The sequence below is a fragment of the Paenibacillus cisolokensis genome (assembly GCF_050481165.1).
GTDB classification, from domain to species: domain Bacteria; phylum Bacillota; class Bacilli; order Paenibacillales; family Paenibacillaceae; genus Paenibacillus_AH; species Paenibacillus_AH cisolokensis.
Genome location: NZ_JBCNFP010000147.1, coordinates 1 through 21,981 on the forward strand (window position 1 = coordinate 1; position 21,981 = coordinate 21,981).

General features: G+C 54.3%; 23 protein-coding genes, 3 tRNA genes and 1 rRNA gene. 8 read left to right on the forward strand and 19 right to left on the reverse strand.

The annotated features are described in order from the left end of the window. Window positions 1-204: 204 nt before the first annotated feature. Window positions 205-1,059 carry a sulfurtransferase gene (locus tag ABEV74_RS20720; RefSeq protein WP_430149197.1) on the reverse strand — a complete coding sequence of 285 codons (855 nt, stop codon included), beginning with the start codon at window positions 1,057-1,059 and terminating at the stop codon, window positions 205-207. Window positions 1,060-1,075: 16 nt separating this feature from the next. Beyond that, window positions 1,076-2,293 (reverse strand): MFS transporter, encoded by a 1,218-nt coding sequence (locus ABEV74_RS20725; protein ID WP_430149200.1) that lies wholly within the window; start codon window positions 2,291-2,293, stop codon window positions 1,076-1,078. Between the two features lie 157 nt (window positions 2,294-2,450). Here ABEV74_RS20725 and ABEV74_RS20730 point away from each other — a divergent pair, with 157 nt between their 5' ends. After that, window positions 2,451-2,993, forward strand: coding sequence for a GNAT family N-acetyltransferase (locus ABEV74_RS20730; RefSeq protein WP_430149202.1), 543 nt, complete (start codon window positions 2,451-2,453; stop codon window positions 2,991-2,993). On the opposite strand, the gene ABEV74_RS20735 is transcribed toward ABEV74_RS20730, so the two are convergent. Then, the gene (locus tag ABEV74_RS20735) at window positions 2,988-3,308 is read right to left on the reverse strand and encodes a 4a-hydroxytetrahydrobiopterin dehydratase (protein ID WP_430149205.1); all 321 of its coding nucleotides are present in this window, start codon (window positions 3,306-3,308) and stop codon (window positions 2,988-2,990) included. The two genes, ABEV74_RS20730 and ABEV74_RS20735, sit on opposite strands and share 6 nt — an antisense overlap. A 34-nt stretch (window positions 3,309-3,342) precedes the next feature. After that, window positions 3,343-3,636 (reverse strand): hypothetical protein, encoded by a 294-nt coding sequence (locus ABEV74_RS20740; protein ID WP_062489537.1) that lies wholly within the window; start codon window positions 3,634-3,636, stop codon window positions 3,343-3,345. 234 nt (window positions 3,637-3,870) lie between these two features. Between ABEV74_RS20740 and motA the strand changes: the two genes are divergently transcribed. Together motA and motB are read left to right on the forward strand one after the other, a co-directional pair. Next, window positions 3,871-4,671, forward strand: coding sequence for a flagellar motor stator protein MotA (gene motA / locus ABEV74_RS20745; RefSeq protein WP_062489538.1), 801 nt, complete (start codon window positions 3,871-3,873; stop codon window positions 4,669-4,671). Further along, complete coding sequence (gene motB, locus ABEV74_RS20750) at window positions 4,655-5,455, forward strand: flagellar motor protein MotB (protein ID WP_062489540.1); 801 nt, start codon at window positions 4,655-4,657, stop codon at window positions 5,453-5,455. Before motA ends, motB begins: the two co-directional genes overlap by 17 nt. 33 nt (window positions 5,456-5,488) lie before the next feature. Here motB and ABEV74_RS20755 read toward each other — a convergent pair whose 3' ends face one another. Together ABEV74_RS20755 and ABEV74_RS20760 are read right to left on the reverse strand one after the other, a co-directional pair. Beyond that, window positions 5,489-6,787 (reverse strand): ATP-binding protein, encoded by a 1,299-nt coding sequence (locus tag ABEV74_RS20755; RefSeq protein ID WP_430149209.1) that lies wholly within the window; start codon window positions 6,785-6,787, stop codon window positions 5,489-5,491. Between the two features lie 50 nt (window positions 6,788-6,837). After that, complete coding sequence (locus tag ABEV74_RS20760; protein WP_430149211.1) at window positions 6,838-7,719, reverse strand: hypothetical protein; 882 nt, start codon at window positions 7,717-7,719, stop codon at window positions 6,838-6,840. A gap of 334 nt (window positions 7,720-8,053) precedes the next feature. Between ABEV74_RS20760 and tadA the strand changes: the two genes are divergently transcribed. Both tadA and ABEV74_RS20770 read left to right on the forward strand, forming a co-directional pair. After that, the gene (tadA, locus tag ABEV74_RS20765; protein ID WP_235593405.1) at window positions 8,054-8,494 is read left to right on the forward strand and encodes a tRNA adenosine(34) deaminase TadA; all 441 of its coding nucleotides are present in this window, start codon (window positions 8,054-8,056) and stop codon (window positions 8,492-8,494) included. 397 nt (window positions 8,495-8,891) lie between these two features. Next, window positions 8,892-8,969 (forward strand) — tRNA-Arg (locus ABEV74_RS20770). Window positions 8,970-9,677: 708 nt separating this feature from the next. Here ABEV74_RS20770 and ABEV74_RS20775 read toward each other — a convergent pair. After that, window positions 9,678-10,112 (reverse strand): hypothetical protein, encoded by a 435-nt coding sequence (locus ABEV74_RS20775; protein ID WP_430149213.1) that lies wholly within the window; start codon window positions 10,110-10,112, stop codon window positions 9,678-9,680. Between the two features lie 260 nt (window positions 10,113-10,372). Here ABEV74_RS20775 and ABEV74_RS20780 point away from each other — a divergent pair, with 260 nt between their 5' ends. From ABEV74_RS20780 to ABEV74_RS20790, 3 genes are all read left to right on the forward strand, one after another. Then, complete coding sequence (locus tag ABEV74_RS20780; RefSeq protein ID WP_430149216.1) at window positions 10,373-10,741, forward strand: PilZ domain-containing protein; 369 nt, start codon at window positions 10,373-10,375, stop codon at window positions 10,739-10,741. A gap of 133 nt (window positions 10,742-10,874) precedes the next feature. Beyond that, window positions 10,875-11,711, forward strand: coding sequence for an AraC family transcriptional regulator (locus tag ABEV74_RS20785; protein ID WP_430149219.1), 837 nt, complete (start codon window positions 10,875-10,877; stop codon window positions 11,709-11,711). 218 nt (window positions 11,712-11,929) lie between these two features. Continuing rightward, a tRNA-Pro gene (locus ABEV74_RS20790) sits at window positions 11,930-12,006 on the forward strand. A 100-nt stretch (window positions 12,007-12,106) separates the two neighbouring features. Here the strand turns inward: ABEV74_RS20790 and ABEV74_RS20795 are convergent. The 12 genes from ABEV74_RS20795 to rrf all read right to left on the reverse strand — a co-directional run bounded on the left by ABEV74_RS20795 (window position 12,107) and on the right by rrf (window position 21,910). Continuing rightward, on the reverse strand, window positions 12,107-13,066 hold the full coding sequence (locus ABEV74_RS20795) for a hypothetical protein (protein ID WP_062489551.1): 960 nt from the start codon (window positions 13,064-13,066) through the stop codon (window positions 12,107-12,109). Window positions 13,067-13,350: 284 nt separating this feature from the next. Then, window positions 13,351-13,500: a hypothetical protein gene (locus ABEV74_RS20800; RefSeq protein ID WP_062489553.1), complete on the reverse strand. Its 150-nt coding sequence runs from the start codon at window positions 13,498-13,500 to the stop codon at window positions 13,351-13,353. Between the two features lie 39 nt (window positions 13,501-13,539). Further along, complete coding sequence (locus ABEV74_RS20805; RefSeq protein WP_201024064.1) at window positions 13,540-13,716, reverse strand: hypothetical protein; 177 nt, start codon at window positions 13,714-13,716, stop codon at window positions 13,540-13,542. A gap of 18 nt (window positions 13,717-13,734) precedes the next feature. Continuing rightward, window positions 13,735-14,082, reverse strand: a complete 348-nt coding sequence (locus ABEV74_RS20810) for a hypothetical protein (RefSeq protein ID WP_062489556.1) — start codon at window positions 14,080-14,082, stop codon at window positions 13,735-13,737. A gap of 149 nt (window positions 14,083-14,231) precedes the next feature. Continuing rightward, a tRNA-Ser gene (locus ABEV74_RS20815) sits at window positions 14,232-14,320 on the reverse strand. An 87-nt stretch (window positions 14,321-14,407) separates the two neighbouring features. Then, entirely contained in the window at window positions 14,408-15,694 is a 1,287-nt protein-coding gene (serS, locus tag ABEV74_RS20820; protein WP_430149223.1) for a serine--tRNA ligase, read from the reverse strand. Next, window positions 15,687-16,298 carry a pyridoxal 5'-phosphate synthase glutaminase subunit PdxT gene (gene pdxT, locus ABEV74_RS20825; RefSeq protein WP_213531879.1) on the reverse strand — a complete coding sequence of 204 codons (612 nt, stop codon included), beginning with the start codon at window positions 16,296-16,298 and terminating at the stop codon, window positions 15,687-15,689. The genes serS and pdxT overlap by 8 nt, the downstream gene beginning before the upstream one ends. Before the next feature lie 55 nt (window positions 16,299-16,353). Then, window positions 16,354-17,235: a pyridoxal 5'-phosphate synthase lyase subunit PdxS gene (gene pdxS, locus ABEV74_RS20830; protein ID WP_062489561.1), complete on the reverse strand. Its 882-nt coding sequence runs from the start codon at window positions 17,233-17,235 to the stop codon at window positions 16,354-16,356. 143 nt (window positions 17,236-17,378) lie between these two features. Next, window positions 17,379-18,665, reverse strand: coding sequence for a D-alanyl-D-alanine carboxypeptidase family protein (locus ABEV74_RS20835; protein ID WP_430149227.1), 1,287 nt, complete (start codon window positions 18,663-18,665; stop codon window positions 17,379-17,381). A 172-nt stretch (window positions 18,666-18,837) separates the two neighbouring features. After that, window positions 18,838-20,295, reverse strand: coding sequence for an IMP dehydrogenase (gene guaB / locus ABEV74_RS20840; RefSeq protein ID WP_062489563.1), 1,458 nt, complete (start codon window positions 20,293-20,295; stop codon window positions 18,838-18,840). Window positions 20,296-20,368: 73 nt separating this feature from the next. Beyond that, on the reverse strand, window positions 20,369-21,643 hold the full coding sequence (locus ABEV74_RS20845) for a putative glycoside hydrolase (RefSeq protein WP_430149231.1): 1,275 nt from the start codon (window positions 21,641-21,643) through the stop codon (window positions 20,369-20,371). Between the two features lie 150 nt (window positions 21,644-21,793). Continuing rightward, window positions 21,794-21,910: ribosomal RNA gene (gene rrf / locus ABEV74_RS20850) — 5S ribosomal RNA — on the reverse strand. Window positions 21,911-21,981: the final 71 nt, after the last annotated feature.

Consider the following 21,981-nt stretch of genomic DNA (forward strand, 5'->3'; position numbering starts at 1 on the left):
ATCATAGCTAGAGTAACGTTCTGCCTGAGAGTAACGTTCCGTTTGAGGAGATGCAACCAACAAGTTTACATAATCCCCCGAAAACAATTGTCTCGGCTTCGTTTGCAAGCTGTTGAACGGAAACGCCAAAAAGGGCTGTGAGCAGCCTGCCCCGGCAAGCTATCACAGCCTCCAAACCCGCGTCCGCCGTGGCCTCGCGCGCCCTTACTCTTCCCCCGTCGCGATCGGATTGTCCGGATCGCTTACCCAATCGCTCCAGCTGCCCGCATACAGGCGGACATTCCGGAAGCCGGCCGCTTCCAGCGCCAGCACGTTCGGACAGGCGGTTACGCCCGAGCCGCAGTAGACGACAATCTCATCCGCGTCCGCCAGATCGGCGAACCGCTCCCGCTGGCGTTCCGGCGGCAGCCAGCGGCCGGACTCGTCCAGTCCGTCCTTCCAGAACCGGTTCACCGCCCCCGGAATATGGCCGGCTTTCGGATCGATCGGCTCCATCTCGCCGCGGTAGCGCGGCGCTTCCCGCGAATCGATCAGCACGACGCCGGGCCGCCCCAGCCGCTGCCGCACGTCGTCCATCGAGAGCGCCATATCCCTGCGCACCTCGGGAACGAACGTCCGGGCCGGCTGAGCACCGGCCGGCGGGCCGGCTTCGACAGGCTGCCCGGCGGCTTTCCAGGCGGCAAAACCGCCGTCGAGAATGGCGGTGCCGCCCTCATGCCCGAGCCAGCGCAGCAGCCAGACGAGCCGGGCCGCCATCGCGCCGCCCTGATCGTCATAGGCGACGACCGGCGTATGCCGGTCGATGCCGGCAGCTCCAAGCGCCGCCGCGAGCGCCTCGGGATCCGGCAGCGGATGGCGTCCGCCGCGGCCGTCCGCCCGCTTCGGCGCGGAGAGCGTCCGCTCCAGGTCCAGATAGACCGCGCCGGGAATATGGCCTTCCCGGTACGCCGCTTCCCCGGCTGCCGGGTCGCTCAATACAAACCGGCAGTCAGCCACAATCGGCGCATCCGATTCCCGCAGTCTCGATGCCAACTGCTGCGGATCGATCCATTCGTTCATGCCCATCGCTCCTTCGTCATCCGGCCTCGGAAGAACCGGGCGCGTTTATCGCCACCGCTTGCTTGCGGCCCAATACGGTCATCACAATCGTCAGTATCAGCATGCAGGCGGACATGCCGGCAATCATCCAGATCACGGTGTCCGCTTCGTAGTTGTCCATCATCCAGCCGGACAACCGCGGGAAGACAGCGCCGCCTATGCCGCCGAACGCGACCATCAGGCTGGTCGTCCGTTCCGTCATGCCGGGAAGCAGTCCGTTCACATAGACAAGCGCGATGCCGAAAATGCCGGACAAAATCAGCCCGGTCATACAAATGAGCAGCACCGTGCCGGTCAACTGGTGCGTCCATCCCATTACGGCAAACAGGACGACAGCGGCCGATGTCGTAACAATCAAATACCGGACATAGCCCGTACGATCCGCAATCCATCCCATAAACAGCCGGCCGACGACCATCGTGGCCCAGAACAAACTGAGCACGCCGGCCCCTTGCGCGCTGTCCATCCCGGACCTTTCCACAAGAATGGACGGCAAGTAGTTGGCAAGGCTCATTTCCATGCCGACATAAAGCGTAAAGAACAACGCGCCAATCACTAGAAAAGGCAACGCCGATCGCCCGTAACGCCGGGGTTCCGGTTTTCGCGCGATCCGATCCTGCTGCTGCCGGGGCATGAAGGCGATGTGCTCGTCAGCCGGGCCGAACGACAGCGTCAGCCAGAGCAGCATCGTAATCCCGGACAGCGCCGTCAGAATCGGAAACGACATCTGCCATATGCCTTCACGTATAAGCAGAGCGGCCAGCGACGGCATAATAAGCGCCCCGAGCCCGAAAAACACTTCCAGCCGGCTCATGGCCGACGCCTTGCTATCTTTGACCAGTTCGATAATGACTGCGCCGACAACCGCCTCGGTCATGCCGAATCCGAATCCGGAGAGAGGGGCGAAGGCCAGCATCCACCCCCATGGAAGGAGCATGCTGTATGCCGCCTGCGCCGCCGTCAGGCTGCCGAGGGCGAGCAGCATGCCGCCTCTTCGTCCGATGCGCGACGTAATCCATGGGGTGATCAATACCCCAGCGAGAAATCCGAGAAACTGGTTCATTATCCATTGGCCGCCATCTTTATACGAAATCCGGTAATGGTCGATAACCGACTCCAGCACCGAGCCGGCTACGACATGAGCCAATCCGATCACGAGATAAGACAAGCAGCCGAGCCATAACAGTTTTCTCATGCCGTCTCCTTTTATCCACCCAGCAGCCATTGATGCTGTATCGGAATCCCAAAAATATACGAAGTTTACTTTTCATCATATCACGACCTCGGGTCTGTATGATATGATTCTATTTGTGACAATTCATCGAACAAATTCGGGCAAGGAGACGATAGCGATGAAGCCCAATCAAAACCGCGGCCGTCTGTCCGGTGTATGGTCGTTCATTCCGATGACGGAGGAACACGCCCGAGCTTTGTGTGAATGGCGCTACGAGCCGCCTTACGATCTGTTCCAGTTCGACGACTGGCAGGAAATGCAGGAGCAAGGCATCGAGTTCGGCGACCCGGAAATACGGGCGCGGCAGTATGCGGCCGTTCTCGACCGTGAAGGCGAGCTCGCCGGCTTTGCCCAATTTTTCCCGCTTCTCGGCGTAACGCGGCTCGGGCTCGGATTGCGCCCCGACCGCTGCGGACGCGGCGAGGGCCCCGGCTTTGTGCGGGCTATCGCCGAGGAGGCGCTCCGCCGTGCGCCCGGCGATACGGTCGATCTGGAGGTGCTGACGTGGAACGAGCGGGCCATCCGCGCTTACGAGAAGGCCGGCTTCGTCATTACGGACACTTATGTTCGGGCGACACCGACCGGCGATGCCGAATTTCACTGCATGGTCTATCAGCCGCAAAAGCGGCAACCGCAGCGTCCAGACCGAAGCTCCTTATGATCCTCCTTCGCGTCCTGCGGTCCGGTCGTACAGCCGGTTGAGCTGTTCCGCCAACGCGATGTCGAGCGCCGTCAGCCCCCCGGCATCCCATGTCGTCAGCCGCATCGTGACAACTTTGTAGTCAATGGAAATATGCGGATGGTGATTTATCCGTTCCGCCAGCTCCGCCGCCTCGTTCACGAAGGCGATCGCCGCCCGAAATCCGTCAAGCCGATAGCTGCGCCGAATGACGCCGTCCTCCTCAAGCGCCCAGCCCTCCAGACTGGCGAGCGCCTCGCCCGCCTGCTCCCGCGTCAGCTTCGTCCTGTCTCCCATAAAGCCCCTCCTCCTTCCGGGCCTCTCTCGCCCGTTACGTCAGCCGCACAATCCGGACTTCCTTGTCGCCCAGCGACACTTCGATGACATGATATTTCGGTCGATACGCTACCGCTCCGTCCCCGACCTTCATGAACGGCTCTTGACCGAGCCCGTAAAATACATCATCCGCAAGCGCCTCCATAATCTCACCGCGTTCGGCCGGAGCAAGCTCCTCCCACTCCTCCTTGGACATGTCAAAAAACGAATAGCTGCCCTCAATCCCGCTGACCGCCTCCGTCAAATCCTTCAATATATCCGCGTACTCCCGTGCATGCCTGACACCCATTTGCGGGCACCGCCCTTCGGTTGTTGTCATTGCTCATACGATCATTTTACACGAAAACGGCCATTTTTATCGCCGGTCGCCAATACAATTCGACTGCAGCTTCGATTCTGTCTCTAATTTCCGGGCACGCATTTGTCGATATAAAAAAGTAGAAAGAGGGATGGAAGCGAACCAGACTTTCCCCTACGGCCGCATGCCGCACTTTTACGACTACCTATTCGGACGAGGTGTATTATGGAAAAATCAACGATTGTCGGTATTGTTCTCGGGTTGTTAGCCATCACTCTCGGCATGAGCCTGAAGGAAGCGCCGCTCACCAACCTGATTAATCCGGCGGCGTTTGTCATCATTATTGTCGGCACGGCGGCATCGCTCTTCGTCGCCTTCCCCATGTCTGATCTGAAGAAGTTTCCGAAGCTGCTGAAAATTATTTTCTCCAAGCCGAAAATGATTACGCGCCCCGAACTGATCCGGTTGTTCATGGAATGGGCGACGATTACGCGCCGTGAAGGTCTGCTCGCCCTTGAAACGAAAGTGGACGAGATCGAGGATCCATTCCTGCGCAACGGCATGCGGATGATTATTGACGGCAACGATCAGGATTTCGTGCGAGACGTTCTGCTGGAGGACATCTCCGCTACGGAAGAGCGGCATAAGGTGGGCGCGCAAATCTTTTCCCAGGCCGGCATGTACGCTCCGACGCTCGGGGTGCTTGGCGCCGTTATCGGACTGATTGCCGCGCTTGGCGATATGAGCGATATGAACCATCTTGCCAAGGCGATCGCGGCGGCATTCGTGGCGACATTGCTCGGGATATTCACCGGGTACGTGCTGTGGCACCCGATTTCCAACAAGCTGAGACGGATGTCCAAGCAAGAGACGGAGCTCCGCCTCATGATGGTCGAAGGGCTGCTCTCCATTCAGTCGGGCGTATCCACCATTGCCATCAACCAGAAGCTGTCGGTCTATTTGACGCCGGCCGAACGTGCCGCCATGTTGGAGAAGGAGGAGGCGCCGCTTGAACAAAAAGCGTAAGCACGACGATCACGAAGAGCATCCGAATGAATCATGGCTCATCCCTTACGCCGATTTGATGACGCTACTGCTCGCGCTCTTCATCGTCCTCTACTCGATGAGCTCGATCGATGCCAAAAAATTCGAGGAAATGAGCCGTGCGTTCAATCTGGCGCTCCCAAGCGGCAACGGCGTTCTGGACCATTACCGCTCCGTAGAACCCAGAAACGACTTGAATGATATGGAGCAGAAGAAGGAAACCGACAAAGAGAAGCAACGGGAAGCGCTAATGAAAAAAGAACAGGAAGATCTGGAGAAGCTGAAGCGGCAAATTGACAAATATATCAAGGAGAACGGTCTGACGACCCTGCTGGAAACGAAGCTGAACCAGTCGCAGCTTATGATCACGATTAGCGACAATGCGTTGTTCGCTTCGGGAAGCGCGCAGCTGAAGCCGGAATCGCGCGAACTCGCCGTCGCCATCTCCAATATGCTTCAGTCCTATCCGGAGTATGAAGTGGTCGTATCCGGCCACACCGACAACGAGCCGATATCGAATGAGCGATTTGCATCGAACTGGGATTTGAGTTCGGCCCGCGCCATTCGATTCATGGATGTGCTGTTGCAGAACCGAAATTTGAATCCGGAACGATTCAGCGCCATCGGTTACGGCGAATACCGGCCGGTCGCTTCCAACGCGACGGCGGAAGGAAGAGCGCTCAACCGGCGAGTGGAAGTATCGATTATCCGCAAATACGTCGATCCGGAATTGACACAGCCTATAACCGCAGCTCAGCAAAGATAATGAACTTGAATCCGGCCTTCCGATGATCCTGCATCATCCGGAAGGCCGTTCTTCTTTTGCAGAAGGCAGCGTGATGGTGATCGTCGTGCCGGTGCCGACCTCGCTCCGAATCGTCATCTTCCCGTGGTGGTTTTGAATGATGCGCTGGCTGACCATGATGCCGAGCCCTGTCCCGGATTCTTTGGCGGTAAAGAAAGGCTCCCCCAGCCTCGACACCATCTCTTCGGGGATACCGATCCCTTCATCGGCAATCGTCACGGAGATGGCATCGTCCCCCTGCTTGGCGATGCCGATTTCGATTACGCCTCCCTCCGGCATCGATTCGATCGCATTTTTAAGCAAATTGACGAACACCTGTTTCAGCTGATTTTTTTCACAGGAGACGAAACACGGCTGCGGGGTGAACACCGACTCGAATTGAATGTCATATAGATGGGCCTGGCTGTCGAGCAAGGATATGACATCCCCCATAATAAACCGGACATCCTTCGTTTCAAATTTAATCGTCTGCGGCTTGGCCAGAACCAGAAATTCGCTGACGATCGAGTTGATCCGGTCAAGCTCGGAAAGCATAATTTTCGCATGGCGCGGACTCGTCTTCTCCGTTTCCAATTGCAGTTGAAGAAAGCCTCTCAAGGTAGTCAGCGGATTGCGAATTTCATGGGCCACACCCGCTGCGAGCTGGCCGACCGTGGTCAGCTTTTCATAGCGTCTCAGCAGCTCTTCCATTTTGTTGCGGTTTGTCAAATCCCGCATCATGCAAACATAACCGCGCACCATTCCGTCCCGGTCATGGAGAGGTGATATGTTAACGCTTACATCTATCCGGTTTCCATTGCTGCCGATTCTTACTGTTTCCCGCTCAGGCGGCGATTGACCGGCGCGGACGGCTTCCAGCATTTGCTGTTCTTCCGCCAGGCAATGGTCGGGAACAAGCGGAAGCTTGCGCCCCATCGCATCGGCCGCACGATAGCCGAACAGCTGCTCGAACGAACGATTGATTCTCGTCACTTTTCCCTCCAAGTCAGCGGTATAAATGGCATCGGTCGTATTTTGAATATACGAATCCAGGTACGCTTTCATGGCACGGTTTTCTTCGTATGAACCGTTTAGTTTATGGACATACGTTTCGATTTTTCGGGCCATTCGCTCGACCTGTACCGCCAATCTCCCCAGCTCGTCCTTCCTGTCCACGGGTAACGCAAGGCTGGCGCCGCTATATGCCCATTCCAGCACCGCCCCCAGCAGTCTGCGGAGCGGTCTGACGAACGCGCCCGCCAGTATTACGCTGACCATCAGGGTGCAAAGCAGCAGCGCTCCCGAAACTTTCAATCGGGCGATCCGCCCGTCTTCGTAGGCCGCATACCATTGATCGGAATCACTTACAATACGAATGACAAAGGTATGGTCGCCATATGACAGCGGATAGAAGTTTTTAACCAGCTTCCGGTCTCCGATCGAGAACGTTTGGGTAACCGGACCGGCTGCAATCGTCTCGGGGCGATGGACGCCGCATCCTCCGTTTTCTGGCCGTAGCGATATGTACCGAATATAACAGCCGCCGCATCGTTTGCCCGATCGCTTGGCGGATCGTTTGTCTGATCGTTTGCCGGCTCCGTTCCCGCTGCGGGAACCAAATCTGCATCGCCGGCTTGCGCTGCAACTTGAAATACGGTAATTTCCATTATGGGAGCGTAAATACGCATCATCCGGTCGATCGGTTGCAATTGTCCGGCTAACCGGTCCGCCTGCTCGGCTTTAAGACCAAGACCGATCCAGTGCTTGCCGTCCGCTGCGGGAAAATAAGCCCATTCGTCCAATCTTTTCGCTTTGTCTCCCGGATCGCGGCTCCAGAACGGTTGCGACAATTTGCTCGGCTTCGGCAGGAGGATGCTGTCTGTTATTCGATCCGACGAAACGGTTACTTGCAGCTTTTCGCCGATATCCTGCAGCCATCGCACTTTCGCGGCGCCGGTTACGACAGCCACGCGCTGCAAGGCTTGCCAGGACGGCAAAGCGGATGTCTCGAGCCATTCGGATTGCGCAAGCTCAAGCAGCTTCTGCAATTGGTCGGCTGTAGCGTCTTTAGCTTGTTCGTATTGCGTAACGGCCAGTGACGTTTCATTCGCAATCCGGTTTAAATCGGCTGCAATTTTGTTGTGCATGATATCCCGGGATATTCGTTCACCCAGTATGGCATTCAAGGCAAGCAGCGCGAACGCAATGGACGAAATAAGAAGCGACAGTTTCCACTTATAGGACAAGGCCGAGACACACCCTTTTCTTGTGTGTAATCCTGCAATCTTACTCGAATGATATCATATTTTCCAGAATAGGGAAGCCATCTGACACAGAACAATTTGCAAGAAATACCTTTCAGGCGAACATATCCACAAGTTACTCACATTACTCACAATTTTTTCACTGGCCTCAGGATATAATGTGAATAAAAAATGGGATAACTCAAAATTATCCACATTATCATCCACAACCTGTTAACAACGGAATGCCTGTTCGCGGAAAAACATGTCGTTTATCAACAACGGTCAGTCAGACAAGGGAAGGGGAATGCGAAACGTGACACGAGATGACGATGAAATGTGGATGCGCGAGGCGATAGCGGAAGCGCGAAAAGCGGAATTGAAACGGGAAGTTCCTATCGGCGCCGTCATCGTGAAAGACGGAGAAATTATTGGACGCGGACATAACGGCAGGGAAACTTTGCTGGATCCGACGGCGCATGCCGAAATCATTGCGATCCGCCAAGCGAGCGAACGGCTCGGGGCTTGGAGGCTGCTTGGCGCCACTTTGTATGTCACGCTGGAGCCGTGCCCGATGTGCGCGGGAGCCATCGTTCAGGCTCGCCTCCCCCGCGTCGTGTACGGCGCTCCCGATCCGAAAGCGGGCTGCGCGGGCACCCTCATGAATTTATTGCAGGAATCCCGCTTCAATCATGAGTCCGAAGTGACAAGCGGGATTTTGCAGGAAGAATGCGCGGAGTTGCTTACCCGTTTTTTTCGGACGCTAAGAAAACGCTAAATGCTTTCGTTCCCCTTGCTTTCCATATCCGATTGCGGTAAAGACGCGCTCCTTTGAAGCTGCTGCCGGAGCGTATGCAATTGTTCGATCAGCTCTGTTTTATTCATATCCGTTTTCGATGCTCGCTCCTATCCGCGTAGTCGCTTGCTGCCGATGACATCATTATAAGCGGTGTGAAGCGGAATTTTTGTAAAAATGCGTCGAATAAATCGGAGAGCTTCTCATTAGCTTTTCGACAAATGCGACAATATCCGACCCTTGGAACGCGTTCGATGGACTTCGTCAAAACATCGCAAGTATTGTCGCCGGCAGCGGCATGACAGGCTGAACCACCCTGCCCCAGGATATTTTGCCTCTTTGCCAACGGGCTTATTTTTGGTATAATTAATGGTGCTGCGCGCCCGTAGCTCAGCCGGATAGAGCGACAGTTTCCTAAACTGTGCGTCGTGGGTTCGAGTCCCACCGTGGCGCGCCAGTACATACACATGTTGACCCGCATAGGTTTGCGGGTTTCCAGCCCTCCTGCAGAATGATGCAGGGGGGCTTTGTTGTGTCCAGCGATCCGCGTAAAGGGCGAAGATTGTACAAAGTCAAGCGAAGGTCTTTTGCTGTTCCCAATGAATCGATTACCGTATCAGCTTCGTAAACCTGATTAAAGGATCACTTCTGGAGGTTACAGGTTAATGGTAAAGCAGCGACCGCGTGAAAAGGGTAGACGAAGGATCGGTAAGATTTTTGAATGGGAATGGTTCGATGTTGTCGCAGAAGCCTTCTTGCATATCTTTCGGCTGTTGTTTCGGGGAATCCGTTCATTATTCGATTGATCCGGCGCTCAAATCCGCGATTTTCCCGACTCCCGTCCATTTCCAGAACAAGAGCTCTGAAAATCCCGTTCTTATTGGCCGAAGGTTTCGACTAATCCCGCCAATCACTCTCATAATCCTCTATCTTTTCACCGTATTCAAATACTTCCCGGCTGGTGATGCGGGCCGATTGTTTAGTCAGAGGTGTAAGATATTTTGTGTTGTCAAAACCGTCCCGTTTAATTGAATCATGTATTCCCCGGTATGAGCACTTATCGCACTCTTACACCGAAATGTACCGGTTGGGTCGCTGATCGGCGGCCCGTTAAATCAAAAAAAAGAATGACCGGGCAACGGTACTGCCGGGTCATTCTCCCACATTACAAGACAAGGCTCGATACGGTAATCCCCACAATGAGCGGAAGCAGGAACGTGAACACATAAGCCGTCCAGAAATCCGTGCCTCCGCGGCTCGCAACCTCTTCCTCGCAGCTGCACCGGGAAATGATTCCCGCCGCATGGTGATAATAAATGCGGTTGCCGAACCGCCCCATCGCAAGCGCGGCAATCGCGTTGAATATAAGCAGTCCGATCGTCCAGTCCGCAAATGCGGCGAACGTAAAGAGAAACGCTCCCTGGACAATAAAAAACAGCACGGCATTCAAATACATCTTTCGATATAAGAACCAGGTAAAAATTCCCGATAGCAGTCCCAGCCAAAAGCAACCCCAATTCCACGATTGGGGCGACGCCCACTTTTCCGTGTAATATCCGTTAGCGGAAAATTTACCGAGCAAATTCATATTTATTTCCATTATTTCGCCCTCCTACCGACCATTCTACCATGTTCGACATCTACCGTAAACGAAACGACCCACTCCTTCATCCCCTCCATAAACTATTTACCCAATCAGCTGTCACGCGGGTATGGTCACGGAGAAATATAAAAATTTTCTCATTTTTAAACCCCCGGACCTATGTTAAGCCCCCTTTTTGAAATTTATACTTAATATTGACTCTAACGTCAGAGCCCGAAATCCATTACAGAGCGTGTATGCTTGGAGGGCATAATGCTATGGTACAACAACAACGACTATATGAGAGAATAAGCTGGAATTCGGTTTTCGAGCTGACCGTTCCGCCATCGGGCGAATGGGCAGAGCCATTAAAAGCACATGTGCTTGTCCTTAATATTTCGATGAACGGGCTCTGTTTTGAATCGAATTTGCTCCTCCCGGTTGACGACTCCATCACACTTATGCTCGACAACCCGATCGTCGGCCCGACGGAAGGCGTGATTCGCTGGAGACGCCCCGGTTCCGGCCAGCTTCGGTACCGTTATGGCATCGAACTGACGAAAGTCAATGTCCATTATTACCTCAAGCTGCTGGAATGGGCTTATAGCGGTCCGCCCGACCATAGCTGGTCCGACGAAGCGATGTAATAATCAAATGCTGCCAGCCGCAGGTTTGCCGGAGAAACGACAGTTCCCGGGCAAATCTTGCGGCTGTTTTGTTGTTGCCGAATTGCCCTTATAATGTAGATGAAGCCAACAATCGGAACCGGGAGGGGCTCATATGCCGACGCAGCACAGCCGGTTATGGAAAGAGTTTATGGGCGGCGCCCGTTTTCATGTTTCCGTAGCGGCCTATACGAAAGTGCCTTCCACGTGGCGAGATACCGATTTTGTACCGGATTTCAATCGCTTCTATATGATCAGGGAGGGCGAGGGACTTATCCGGATCGAAGACCGCGAAATTCGTCCCGAGCCGGGACAGCTCGTGCTGATGCCGGCGGGTGTTCGCCAAAGCTATTCCACAATCAGCGAAGATACGTTCGGAAAATACTGGTGCCATTTTACCGCAACGATCGGCGAAATGAGCCTGTTCGACCTTTTGGAGGTTCCGCCGACAATCCGGATCGATCGGGGCGATGAATGGCAGGCATGGACTAACCGCTTCGAAACGCTGATCCGGGAGATGCATAATCCGACACTGGCCGCCGGATTCCGCGTGACAGCGACAATTATGGAGATGGTAGCCGCCTATATCGAAACGGCCGGGAGAGACGTCCGGGTCAGCCGATCCACGGCCGTCGTCGACAAAATCAACACCGTCGTCCGCTATATGGAGAGCCGTCTGGATCAGCAGTTGACGGTCGAGGAAATGGCCAAGGTGGCCCATTACCATCCCAATTATTTTATCCATGTGTTCAAACAATTCACCGGTCTGTCGCCGATCCAATACGTCAATTCGCTGCGTATCGAGCGGGCCAAGCGGTGGTTGGCCGCCACGGACATGACCGTCTCCGAGATCGCGGAGCAACTCGGCATGTCCTTATATTACTTTTCCCGGCTGTTCAAGGAGCAGACGGGGTTCTCGCCGACCGCATACCGGCAACTCGATAACCGATAAGGGTGGCGGAGGCCGCTTGGACGACAACAGCCGGGCGGGCCTCCGCCGGAAACGAGAAGCCGAATCAGATGTTCGGGCTGGCAAACCGTATCCGGACGACCATAAAATTTTTTTTGGACACCCCTTTACAACATTATGGGGATATGATATTATTTTTATTGCTTGCTCCGAATAATCGAAATAACGATGACGGGGCGACAACGAAACAACTCCATTTTCGAGACGTGGCTCAGCTTGGTAGAGCGCTTGCTTCGGGAGCAAGAGGTCGCAGGTTCAAATCCTGTCGTCTCGACCATACATAACAGCAATCGCGGCTTTGTGGCCGCGATTTTTTGTTTGCCGCGATAAACGCAGAAGCCGCGCATCAGGCGCGGCTTCTGTAAAGCTGAATATCATTAGTATCCCAATTCGGCTCCCGTTCCCAGTTCTTCGGCAAGCTTGTCGACCGGAATCGCATCCGTCGGAATTTCCTGTTTGAACTCCACTTTTTTGTTGATATCGCCATATTGCGTATTAAAGTGAAGCGCAAGTTTCATCGATTCTCCCGAATCCGGATCGGTGATGCCGATATCGATTTTCGCGTTTTGGTATACAGCGTATCCGTCCTGAATTGCCGTAACAAGGGTAAGATCGTTCACGGTCAGCACTTTTTTAATTTCCGCCAGCGCTTCGTCCTTGTTCGCTGCCAATTCCGTCTTCGCCTGCTCCAATTCTTCTTTGCTCAAATCCACCGCCTTCATATATTCCTCTTTCGACATCAGAATGTCGAGAATTTGCGGCAGCGTATTGGAGAAGAGCGTATTCAGCGCTTCGTCGGAATTGTCTTTCGTTACGGCGAATTTAATAATGCGGTCGGCTTTCACATCTTCCGGAAGACCGGCTTCGTCCTTCTTCAATTCGCTGAAGTAGGTTTTTTCGTCAAAATCTTTCACAAGCACCGCACTGAGTTCCTGGCCAAGCTGCTGCTGAACTTTAATATCCAGCGCCGACGTCAAATCTTGTCCCGATTCTTCGGCAAGTTTCTCCAAATCGACTTCGACAAATTTCTCCGTAAGCGTCTCGGGCAGCGGCACCATCGGAATTTGCGGAATTTTGACCCACATTTTTTTGCCTTCGAGCAAAATCGGCACTTCCAGCGACATTTTCAGATCGCCTTCGAGCGAAAGCCCGGCGGTCGCTTCCATACGCAGCGGTTCGCTTTGATAAGCTCCGGACGCCGTGATGGAAGCCCCTTTCAGCAGCGGCACCATGCCGGCAGCCGGATTGCTGCCGAGCGCTTCCGCGGGCAAGCTCAGTTCGTCAATACCGAATGACCCTTTGAACGTATATGATTCCATCGTCATCGCTTTGTTCATTGCCTCTTGCAGTGCTTCCTTGGCTGGCTTGCCGCTGCTCCCGCAACCGGATGCTACGGTTAACACCATAGATAACAACAGTGCGGTCAACCAATATTTTTTCTTCAATATGATCCCTCCACTATTCTTACTGTAGCTTGAGGCCACATTTAATCATTGTATACCACTTACTACGAGGTTTAAAGAAGATGGATTCTAAAAATATGCTAAAGTTCCAAGAAAATTGAAAAACCTTCAGCCCGGCCATTCTGATGGCCAAACTGAAGGTTGCGTTACTCGCGGTTTTACCCTTCCGGATTATAATGGGACGTGTGATTACGCTGCTTCGTCTTCTTCGACCCGGACATCGGCTGCTGGGGACGGTTATGTTCCTGATGCTGCCTTGCCCGCTGCTCGTCGGGATTGGGGACGGGAATGCTGTCGGGTTTGCTCATCTCGTGTCATTTGCTCCTTCCTTGGTATCGAACGGACCGCTAACTGCGGGGATGCTGCAAATCGGTCGGCTCGTCATGATTCAGCGCATCCTGATGCCGCCGGTCGTTCGCATCCTGGCGAAACTGCTGGGCCTGGTGGCTGTTGACCGGATTTTCGTCCAGATCGTCGACGACGTTGCTCAAATTTTTATCGATACGGCCTTTTGCTCGTGTCACGGCTGGCTTCCTCCTTTATCACACGTGCGTCAGTCGATGAAGCGCCTGCGCGCATTCATGAAGATGACGGGTATAATCTTCGATCAGTTGCTGAATGATGTCGTTTCGCTCATCGATCGTCCGATCATTCTTCTCTACATCGATCAGTTCCACCTTGACTTCCCGGCTGTCGACATAAGTGACTTTGAAGTCGAAAGCGTACATTTGATGCCCTGCCGAATAAATCGTAATGCGCAACGATCGGGGATCGGCTTCATCCATTGCCACGACGGAGCGATCGGGTCTGTTCATCACTTCGGGCAACGTTTCCTGCCATGCTTGGACCAGCTTCTCCGGCTCGATTCGCAGCTCGTCTTTTTCGCTCATGACCAAACCACCTCCATACCGTTAACATGCGGAAGGCAATCCGGTTTTATTCGTATATAAGACGGCCTTGCCGCCAAAAGCGAGGTATTCCCGAAAACAAAAAAAGGACGCCCTTTCGGGCATCCCTGCTTGATCGGTTATTTCATAAATGGCGGAGAGGGTGGGATTCGAACCCACGTGGGCTTGCACCCTAACGGTTTTCAAGACCGCCCCGTTATGACCGCTTCGGTACCTCTCCATCGCGATTCAAAAAGGATAACAAATTATATTATACCACAGACCCAAAAGCGGATTCAACCGTTTCGGGTCTGCAGTCCTATCCTGTTCACGCCTTTTCGGGGCCGATAATTTCCAGTCCGCCCATATATGGACGCAGTACGCTTGGCACGACGATCGACCCGTCGGCCTGTTGGAAGTTTTCCATAATCGCCGCTACCGTCCGGCCCACTGCCAATCCCGAGCCGTTCAACGTATGCACAAATTCGGGCTTGCTCGTCGCATCGCGGCGGAACCGGATATTCGCCCTGCGGGCCTGAAAATCCTCGAAATTGGAGCAAGACGATATTTCACGGTACGTTCCCGCGCTCGGCAGCCATACCTCAAGATCGTATGTTTTCGCCGATGCGAAGCCCATATCGCCGGTACAAAGCGTCAATACGCGATACGGCAGCTCGAGCAGTTGCAGCACCTTTTCGGCATTCTGCGTCAACGTTTCGAGCTCGTCATAAGAATGTTCGGGGGCGACGATCTTCACAAGCTCGACCTTGTTGAATTGGTGCTGCCGAATCAGCCCCCGCGTATCGCGGCCCGCAGCTCCTGCCTCGGAACGGAAGCAGGCGCTGTATGCGACGAAATAACGGGGCAGATCACCCGCATCGAGGATTTCATCACGCAGTACGTTTGTCACCGGTACCTCTGCCGTCGGAATAAGATAGTAATCGGAGTCCGCCACTTTGAACAGATCCTCTTCAAATTTCGGCAGTTGCCCCGTGCCGATCAGACTGTCGCGATTGACCAGATACGGCGGCAGAAATTCTTCATATCCATGCTCGTCGCTGTGCAAATCCATCATAAAGTTGATGAGCGCCCGTTCCAGTCTGGCTCCGAGCCCGCGATAAAAAACGAAACGCGAGCCCGTCACTTTGGCTGCCCGTTCAAAATCAAGAAGACCAAGCGCCTGGGCCAGATCCCAATGCGCCTTCGGTTCGAAATCGAACGTCCTCGGCTCGCCGACTCGACGAATCTCTACATTGTCCTCTTCCGACGCGCCTACCGGTACGCTTTCGTGGGGTACGTTCGGAATAGCCAGCATCAGCTGTTCGATCGCCGATTCGACGGCTCGCAGCTCATCGTCGAGCGCCTTGATGCGGTCGCCCACATCTCGCATTTCCGCGATGAGCGAGCTGGCGTCGCCACCGGCCTTCTTCAGCTTGGCCACTTCCTGGGAAACCGTATTGCGCCGATTTTTCAACTGTTCGGTTTCCTGGAGCAGCTCCCGCCGTTTGCCGTCCAAAGCTGGAAATTCCGCCACCAGCTCGGCCGACTTGCCGCGATGACGGAGCGCTTCTTCGACCTTCGCAAAATCATTGCGCAATCTTTTAATATCAAACACTGCTGTTGCTCCTCTCTGCGGAAGCCCGCAAGGACGCAGCTTCTTCGGCCATTTGCAGCAAATAGGCATGCATCCGGAAATCTTCCGTCAGCTCGGGATGGAACGAACAGGCAAGCAGATTGCCTTGGCGAGCCACTACAATCTCGTCGCGATACGTGCTCAGCACCTCAACGCCGGCTCCAACCGACTTGATCAGCGGAGCCCGGATAAAGACAGCCCGTACCGGCTCATCGACGCCTTTGACGACCAGATCGGTTTCGAAGCTTTCCCGCTGGCGCCCGAAGGCGTTGCGGGCAACGGTCATGTCCATCAGCTGCAGATGCGCCTCGTCCTGTCCTTCAATCCGTTTGGCCAGCACGATCAGACCGGCGCAAGTGCCGAATATCGGCTTGCCTTCGGCTGCAAATTCCCGGATCGCTTCGATGAATCCGTATTTGCGCATCAGCTTGCCGATCGTCGTGCTTTCGCCGCCGGGAATGACGAGACCGTCAAGCTCGGCGAGCTGCTCCGTCCGCTTGATGGAAACGGCGGTTGCCCCCGCCGCCTCCAAACTGCGAATATGTTCCGCCACTGCGCCTTGCAGCGCAAGTACGCCAATTTTCATGTCACTCTACGCCTTCCTTCTCCGTTGCCGGACCGTGCAAGATGAGATGCGCTTCTTACCAGCCGCGATCTTGCATCCTTTCGCCGGCAGTCAGCTTCGAAATTTCAATGCCTTTCATCGGAGTACCGAGATTTTTCGAAACTTTCGCAATCAGGTTATAGTCTTCGTAATGCGTCGTCGCTTCCACAATCGCGCGCGCGAACTTCTCCGGATTTTCGGATTTGAAAATGCCGGAACCGACGAAGACGCCGTCAGCGCCCAAATGCATCATCAGCGCCGCGTCAGCCGGGGTAGCGACGCCGCCGGCGGCGAAATTGACGACCGGCAGCTTGCCGGTTTCATGGACGCCGAGCAGCAAGTCGTACGGCACGCCAAGATTTTTCGCCTCGGCATACAGCTCGTCTTTCGACATATTCTGAACTTTGCGAATCTGGCTCATGATCAGACGCATATGACGCACGGCTTCGACGATGTTCCCGGTTCCCGGCTCGCCCTTCGTCCGCAGCATCGAGGCGCCTTCCTGAATGCGGCGAAGAGCTTCGCCCAAATCTTTGGCGCCGCATACGAACGGGACGGTAAATTCGTTCTTGTCGATATGGAACACTTCGTCCGCAGGCGTCAGAACTTCGCTCTCGTCAATGTAATCGACACCCAATGCCTCCAGCACTTTCGCCTCCACGTAATGGCCAATCCGCGCCTTCGCCATTACCGGAATCGAGACGGCTTTCATGACCTCTTCGATGATCGTCGGATCGGCCATACGGGCTACGCCTCCGGCCGCCCGAATATCGGAAGGCACGCGCTCGAGTGCCATAACTGCGGTCGCTCCGGCGGCCTCTGCAATTTTAGCCTGCTCGGCGTTCATCACGTCCATAATGACGCCGCCTTTTTGCATTTCTGCCATGCCGCGCTTGACGCGGGAAGTTCCTGTTTCCATCTGACAAGCCTCCTAAGTTTCGCTTATTTTCCCGAATTTCCGAAAGCGGATTCTAACCATCTATTGTACAATATACCCGTGTGTCCGACAAGATGCAGCTATTTCGAAGAAACTTCCTGCCGCGCCACATGCCGGCTCATATGTTAAAACAGGTTGGCGATACCGTTGAACAATCCGACAAAGAAATCGCCGATGCCGCGGAACAACAGCCGCCACCAGCTTGCCTTCTTCACTTCCTCCGCCGCGACCAAATCGACCGTACGCTGCAGCGTTGCTCCTGAATTCGGATCTTTGTATTCGAACGTAACGGTACCGATTTTCTGGCCTTTTTCGATTGGCGCAACCAATTCATTGTCTGCCGGTACATTTTTCGATACCAGTTCCACTTTGGGCTCGGCGCCTTTAGGAACGAGGAGGCTGATATCGGAGCCCGTAACGACCGGAACCTTTTTGGATACGCCCTTTTTAATGTTGATGGACTCGAGCGATTCTACAACCGAGTTGGCCTTCACGGCCGTTTTCTTCTCCAGGTTGTTGAAAGCATAGTCGTACAGCTTCGCCGTTTCGATGAAACGCGCGCCTTTGGAGGCCGTACCCATGACCACGCTGATCAAACGGATATCGCCGCGCTTGACGGTACCGGTAAAGGTGTATCCGGCCGCGGAGATATAACCGGTTTTCATGCCGTCGACGCCTTCGTACGCGTATGGTTTGAACGACGGGGTATCCTTGTTCGCACCGAGCATCCAGTTGTAATTGACCATCGGATTCTGGTCCCGCTCGCGAAACTTATAAGAAGGAATGCTGGAATATTTCAGAAACTCAGGATGCTTCTTCAGTATAATTTGGGCAAGCTTGGCCATATCTCTGGCCGAAATAACCGTCGTCTCGGCAAGACCCGTCGCGCTTGTAAAATGGGCGCTCTCGAGCCCGAGTGCTTTGGCCGTCTCGTTCATCTTCTCGGCAAAAGCTTGTTCGGAGCCGCTGATATGGGACGCCAGCGCAACCGTCGCATCGTTCGCGGAGCCGACGGCCATCGCAATGTACAACTCTTCGACCGTATGCTTGTCCCCTTCGGCCAAATAAATCTGCGATCCGTCCTTCGGCGTGGAAGCCGCTTCCTTGGTCGTCGTTACGGTCTGATCCCATGACAGACGGTTATTCGATATTTCTTCCAGTACGATATATTCCGTCATCAGCTTCGTCATGCTGGCCGGCGGCCGCGGCGTATCCGCATCCAGCTCGTACAATACTTGTCCGGTATCGGCATCGATCAGAATGGCCGCGTCCGCTTTCAGATCGATCGGTATTGACGGTTTCGCCTCAGCCCCGACAGCGGCGTGAGAACCCAATGCGACAAACAGCAACCATATGGCCAAAAAAGCCGAAACAGCCGATTTCCACCGAATCGGCGTCGATTTCCGAATCAAACTTCTTCTCCCCTCTTCCCATTCCCTTAATTCATACTTGTTAATTGTATCACAACTATCCCGATGAAAAAACCGCAGTGCATCGGCAAAATAAAAACGGCAGGCGGGAGCCGCGTTCGTCTGCGGCTCTTCCCTTCCTGCCTTCTCAACGTATGAGGAGTAAAGGAATAAATTACAGCGAGTAGTTCGGGGCTTCTTTTGTAATTTGCACATCGTGCGGATGGCTCTCGCGAAGTCCTGCGCCGGTAATGCGGACAAAAGTCGTGTCGTTCTTCAGTTCCTCAATGTTGCGCGTTCCGCAATAGCCCATTCCGGCGCGCAGTCCGCCAATCAGCTGGTGAATCGTATCGGCGAGCGGACCTTTGTAAGCGACGCGTCCTTCGATCCCTTCGGGTACGAGCTTGCTCTCGTTTTCCTGGAAGTAGCGGTCCTTGCTGCCTTCCTTCATCGCGCCGAGCGATCCCATGCCGCGATAGACTTTAAAACGCCGGCCCTGATAAATCTCCGATTCGCCCGGGCTTTCCTCCGTTCCGGCGAAAAGGCTGCCGATCATAATGCAGCTCGCGCCGGCCGCGATCGCCTTCGTAATGTCGCCGGAATACTTGATTCCTCCGTCGGCGATAATCGGAATGTTATACTCCCGAGCCACAGTCGCGCAGTCGTAAATAGCGGTAATTTGCGGCACGCCGATGCCGGCAATCACCCGCGTCGTGCAGATCGAGCCGGGACCGATGCCGACTTTGACGACGGAAGCGCCAGCTTCGATCAGATCGCGCGTCGCCTCTCCTGTCGCAACGTTGCCGGCGACAATCGTCAAGTCCGGATATTTGTCGCGAAGCTTGCGTACGGTATCCAGAATATTAATGTGATGACCGTGCGCCGAGTCGACGACGAGCACGTCGACGCCGGCATTGACCAGCGCCTCTGCGCGTTCGAACGTATCTTTCGATATGCCGATGGCAGCGCCGCACAGAAGACGGCCCTGCTTGTCCTTTGCCGCGTTCGGGAACTGAATGGCTTTCTCGATATCCTTGATCGTAATAAGTCCTTTAAGCGTGTTCGATTCGTCCACCAGCGGGAGTTTTTCAATCTTGTGCTTCTGCAACAGCACTTCGGCTTCCTGCAGCGTCGTGCCTACCGGAGCGGTAACCAGATTGTCGCGGGTCATCACCTCGCTGATCTTGATCGAATAGTCGTGGACAAACCGCAAGTCGCGGTTCGTGATAATGCCGACAAGCTTCTGATCTTGATCAATGATCGGCACCCCGGAGATCCGGTACTTACCCATCAATTCCTCGGCATCGTATACATGATGATCGGGTGTAAGCGCGAAAGGGTTCGTAATAACGCCGCTCTCCGAACGTTTAACGCGATCCACTTCCTCGGCTTGCTGGGCGACCGACATATTTTTATGGATGATGCCGATCCCGCCTTCCCGGGCAATTGCAATCGCCAAAGCCGCTTCCGTAACGGTATCCATCCCTGCGCTGATCAGCGGAATATTGAGCTTCACGTTCGGGCTCAATTGCACGGATACGTCGACTTCGCGCGGCAATACTTCTGATCTGCGGGGGACGAGCAGCACGTCGTCAAACGTTAGTCCTTCCTTGGCGAATTTTGTTTCCCACACAAGTATGTTCCTCCCTTTATTTAGTCCTCTACGCGGATATTATTGCAATATTAACAAAGGGGTATTTGGGCTGTCAAGGTAGCGAAATGGGATGGGAAAGCCGATTCTCCGCGTCTGTCTCGGATGCGGCTGACGAACGGTAATCATATTTGCAATTTGGGCTCCACAGCAAAAATTGCTCGATGCCTTGATCTTTCAGAGCCCGGATTTGCTCGCGCAGCTGGCGGAAATCATAGTGTTGATGTTGCGGCAGCCAGGTCGCGGTAAAACTTTGCAGCCATGGACGGATATCCGCCCCCTGTATCCCTTCCCGCTTTAACGCCTGATTGCGCAACGACGCATCGCGCATCGCACGGCTAATAATGGTATATGGCTCCAGATCGGGATAACGAACGCCGTATATGCCTTCGGAGTAATGCGAAGGGTAGACCATCGGCGAGATGACATCGACCGAACTGGCGATATTCCGCCAGGTCTGGCCGATCCCCATGTCGTGCTCCGACGTTGTAACCAGTCCGAATACGTCGGCCGAAAGCCGCCCGCCGGCCCGATGGATGACAGGTTTCGCCTCCCGGAGAAAACGTCCGATTGCCTCTTCCCGCGTCCATCTTTCAGGATTCCGGTAAACGATACCGTCCGCATTCCCGCCGATACCATCGGGAAAACGGACATAATCGAATTGAATTTCGTCGAATCCGAGCCGGACGGCCTCTTCGGCAATGCGAATATTGTAGATCCACACCGATTTGTCGAACGGATCGATCCATACTTTTCCCTGGCTGTCGCGCCATAATTCTCCGTTCGACCGGCGAATGGCGTACTGCGGCTTTTTGGCGGCCAGATAGGGATCTTTGAATACTACGACCCTGCCGATCACATACAGCTTTCGGTCATGAAGCTCCTTCAGGAGCCGGCGAATGTCGGAAATAAGCGGCTGCCGATCCGCTCCGAGACTGCGTACTTCATCGATTTTCGAACGGTATGTAAGTGCTCCGTATTCGTTTTTGACATCGATCACGACCGCGTTTAAATCCGTTCTTTCCATCAACCGGAGCAGGCGATCCCTACTTTTCACGCTTCCCGCAACCCAGCCGGACATATAAATGCCGCGAACCGGTTCCGCCATCTGTTTGCGGGGGAACTTCTCGCTTGCGTTCGCTTCGTTATTCGCGGCCTTTCCGGTTACCTCTGCAGTTTCCTTTCCGGTATCATTAGAGAGGGAAAATGCCGATTCGGGACGTCCGGATGCGTAAAATCCGTCGGAAGATTGTGCCATCATAGCAAGCAAAACGATAAAACCGGAAATCTTATACACCAATTTGGATAATGCCATCCGTTTCTTGGCCATCTTCACGCCCTCCCTTACCGGTTCGAATTACTTGTATTATGAACGGAATGTCCCCGGTTTGTGAGAAGGAGTTGCAGCCAACAAAGGATAATAATACCGCTAAACGAACAACAAAAAACCCACCGTTGCATCCAACGGTGGGTTCTTCGTGCCTGGCAACGTCCTACTCTCCCAGGACCCTTCGGTCCAAGTACCATCGGCGCTGGAGGGCTTAACGGTCGTGTTCGGGATGGGAACGCGTGGATCCCCTCCGCTATCGTCACCAAACACTCGGGCTTGCGCCCTGAAAACCGGATGCGAATGTCTGCGTCCAACCCTTTTTGCCTTGCTTCTTAGGA

Bases quoted from the DNA above. Each gene is read 5' to 3' on its own strand.
- ABEV74_RS20720 (WP_430149197.1), bottom strand. From the start codon at position 1,059: ATGAACGAATGGATCGATCCGCAGCAGTTGGCATCGAGACTGCGGGAA.
- ABEV74_RS20725 (WP_430149200.1), bottom strand. From the start codon at position 2,293: ATGAGAAAACTGTTATGGCTCGGCTGCTTGTCTTATCTCGTGATCGGA.
- ABEV74_RS20730 (WP_430149202.1), top strand. From the start codon at position 2,451: ATGAAGCCCAATCAAAACCGCGGCCGTCTGTCCGGTGTATGGTCGTTC.
- ABEV74_RS20735 (WP_430149205.1), bottom strand. From the start codon at position 3,308: ATGGGAGACAGGACGAAGCTGACGCGGGAGCAGGCGGGCGAGGCGCTC.
- ABEV74_RS20740 (WP_062489537.1), bottom strand. From the start codon at position 3,636: ATGGGTGTCAGGCATGCACGGGAGTACGCGGATATATTGAAGGATTTG.
- motA (WP_062489538.1), top strand. From the start codon at position 3,871: ATGGAAAAATCAACGATTGTCGGTATTGTTCTCGGGTTGTTAGCCATC.
- tadA (WP_235593405.1), top strand. From the start codon at position 8,054: ATGTGGATGCGCGAGGCGATAGCGGAAGCGCGAAAAGCGGAATTGAAA.
- ABEV74_RS20775 (WP_430149213.1), bottom strand. From the start codon at position 10,112: ATGGAAATAAATATGAATTTGCTCGGTAAATTTTCCGCTAACGGATAT.
- ABEV74_RS20780 (WP_430149216.1), top strand. From the start codon at position 10,373: ATGGTACAACAACAACGACTATATGAGAGAATAAGCTGGAATTCGGTT.
- ABEV74_RS20785 (WP_430149219.1), top strand. From the start codon at position 10,875: ATGCCGACGCAGCACAGCCGGTTATGGAAAGAGTTTATGGGCGGCGCC.
- ABEV74_RS20795 (WP_062489551.1), bottom strand. From the start codon at position 13,066: ATGAACAAAGCGATGACGATGGAATCATATACGTTCAAAGGGTCATTC.
- ABEV74_RS20800 (WP_062489553.1), bottom strand. From the start codon at position 13,500: ATGAGCAAACCCGACAGCATTCCCGTCCCCAATCCCGACGAGCAGCGG.
- ABEV74_RS20810 (WP_062489556.1), bottom strand. From the start codon at position 14,082: ATGAGCGAAAAAGACGAGCTGCGAATCGAGCCGGAGAAGCTGGTCCAA.
- pdxT (WP_213531879.1), bottom strand. From the start codon at position 16,298: ATGAAAATTGGCGTACTTGCGCTGCAAGGCGCAGTGGCGGAACATATT.
- pdxS (WP_062489561.1), bottom strand. From the start codon at position 17,235: ATGGAAACAGGAACTTCCCGCGTCAAGCGCGGCATGGCAGAAATGCAA.
- ABEV74_RS20845 (WP_430149231.1), bottom strand. From the start codon at position 21,643: ATGGCCAAGAAACGGATGGCATTATCCAAATTGGTGTATAAGATTTCC.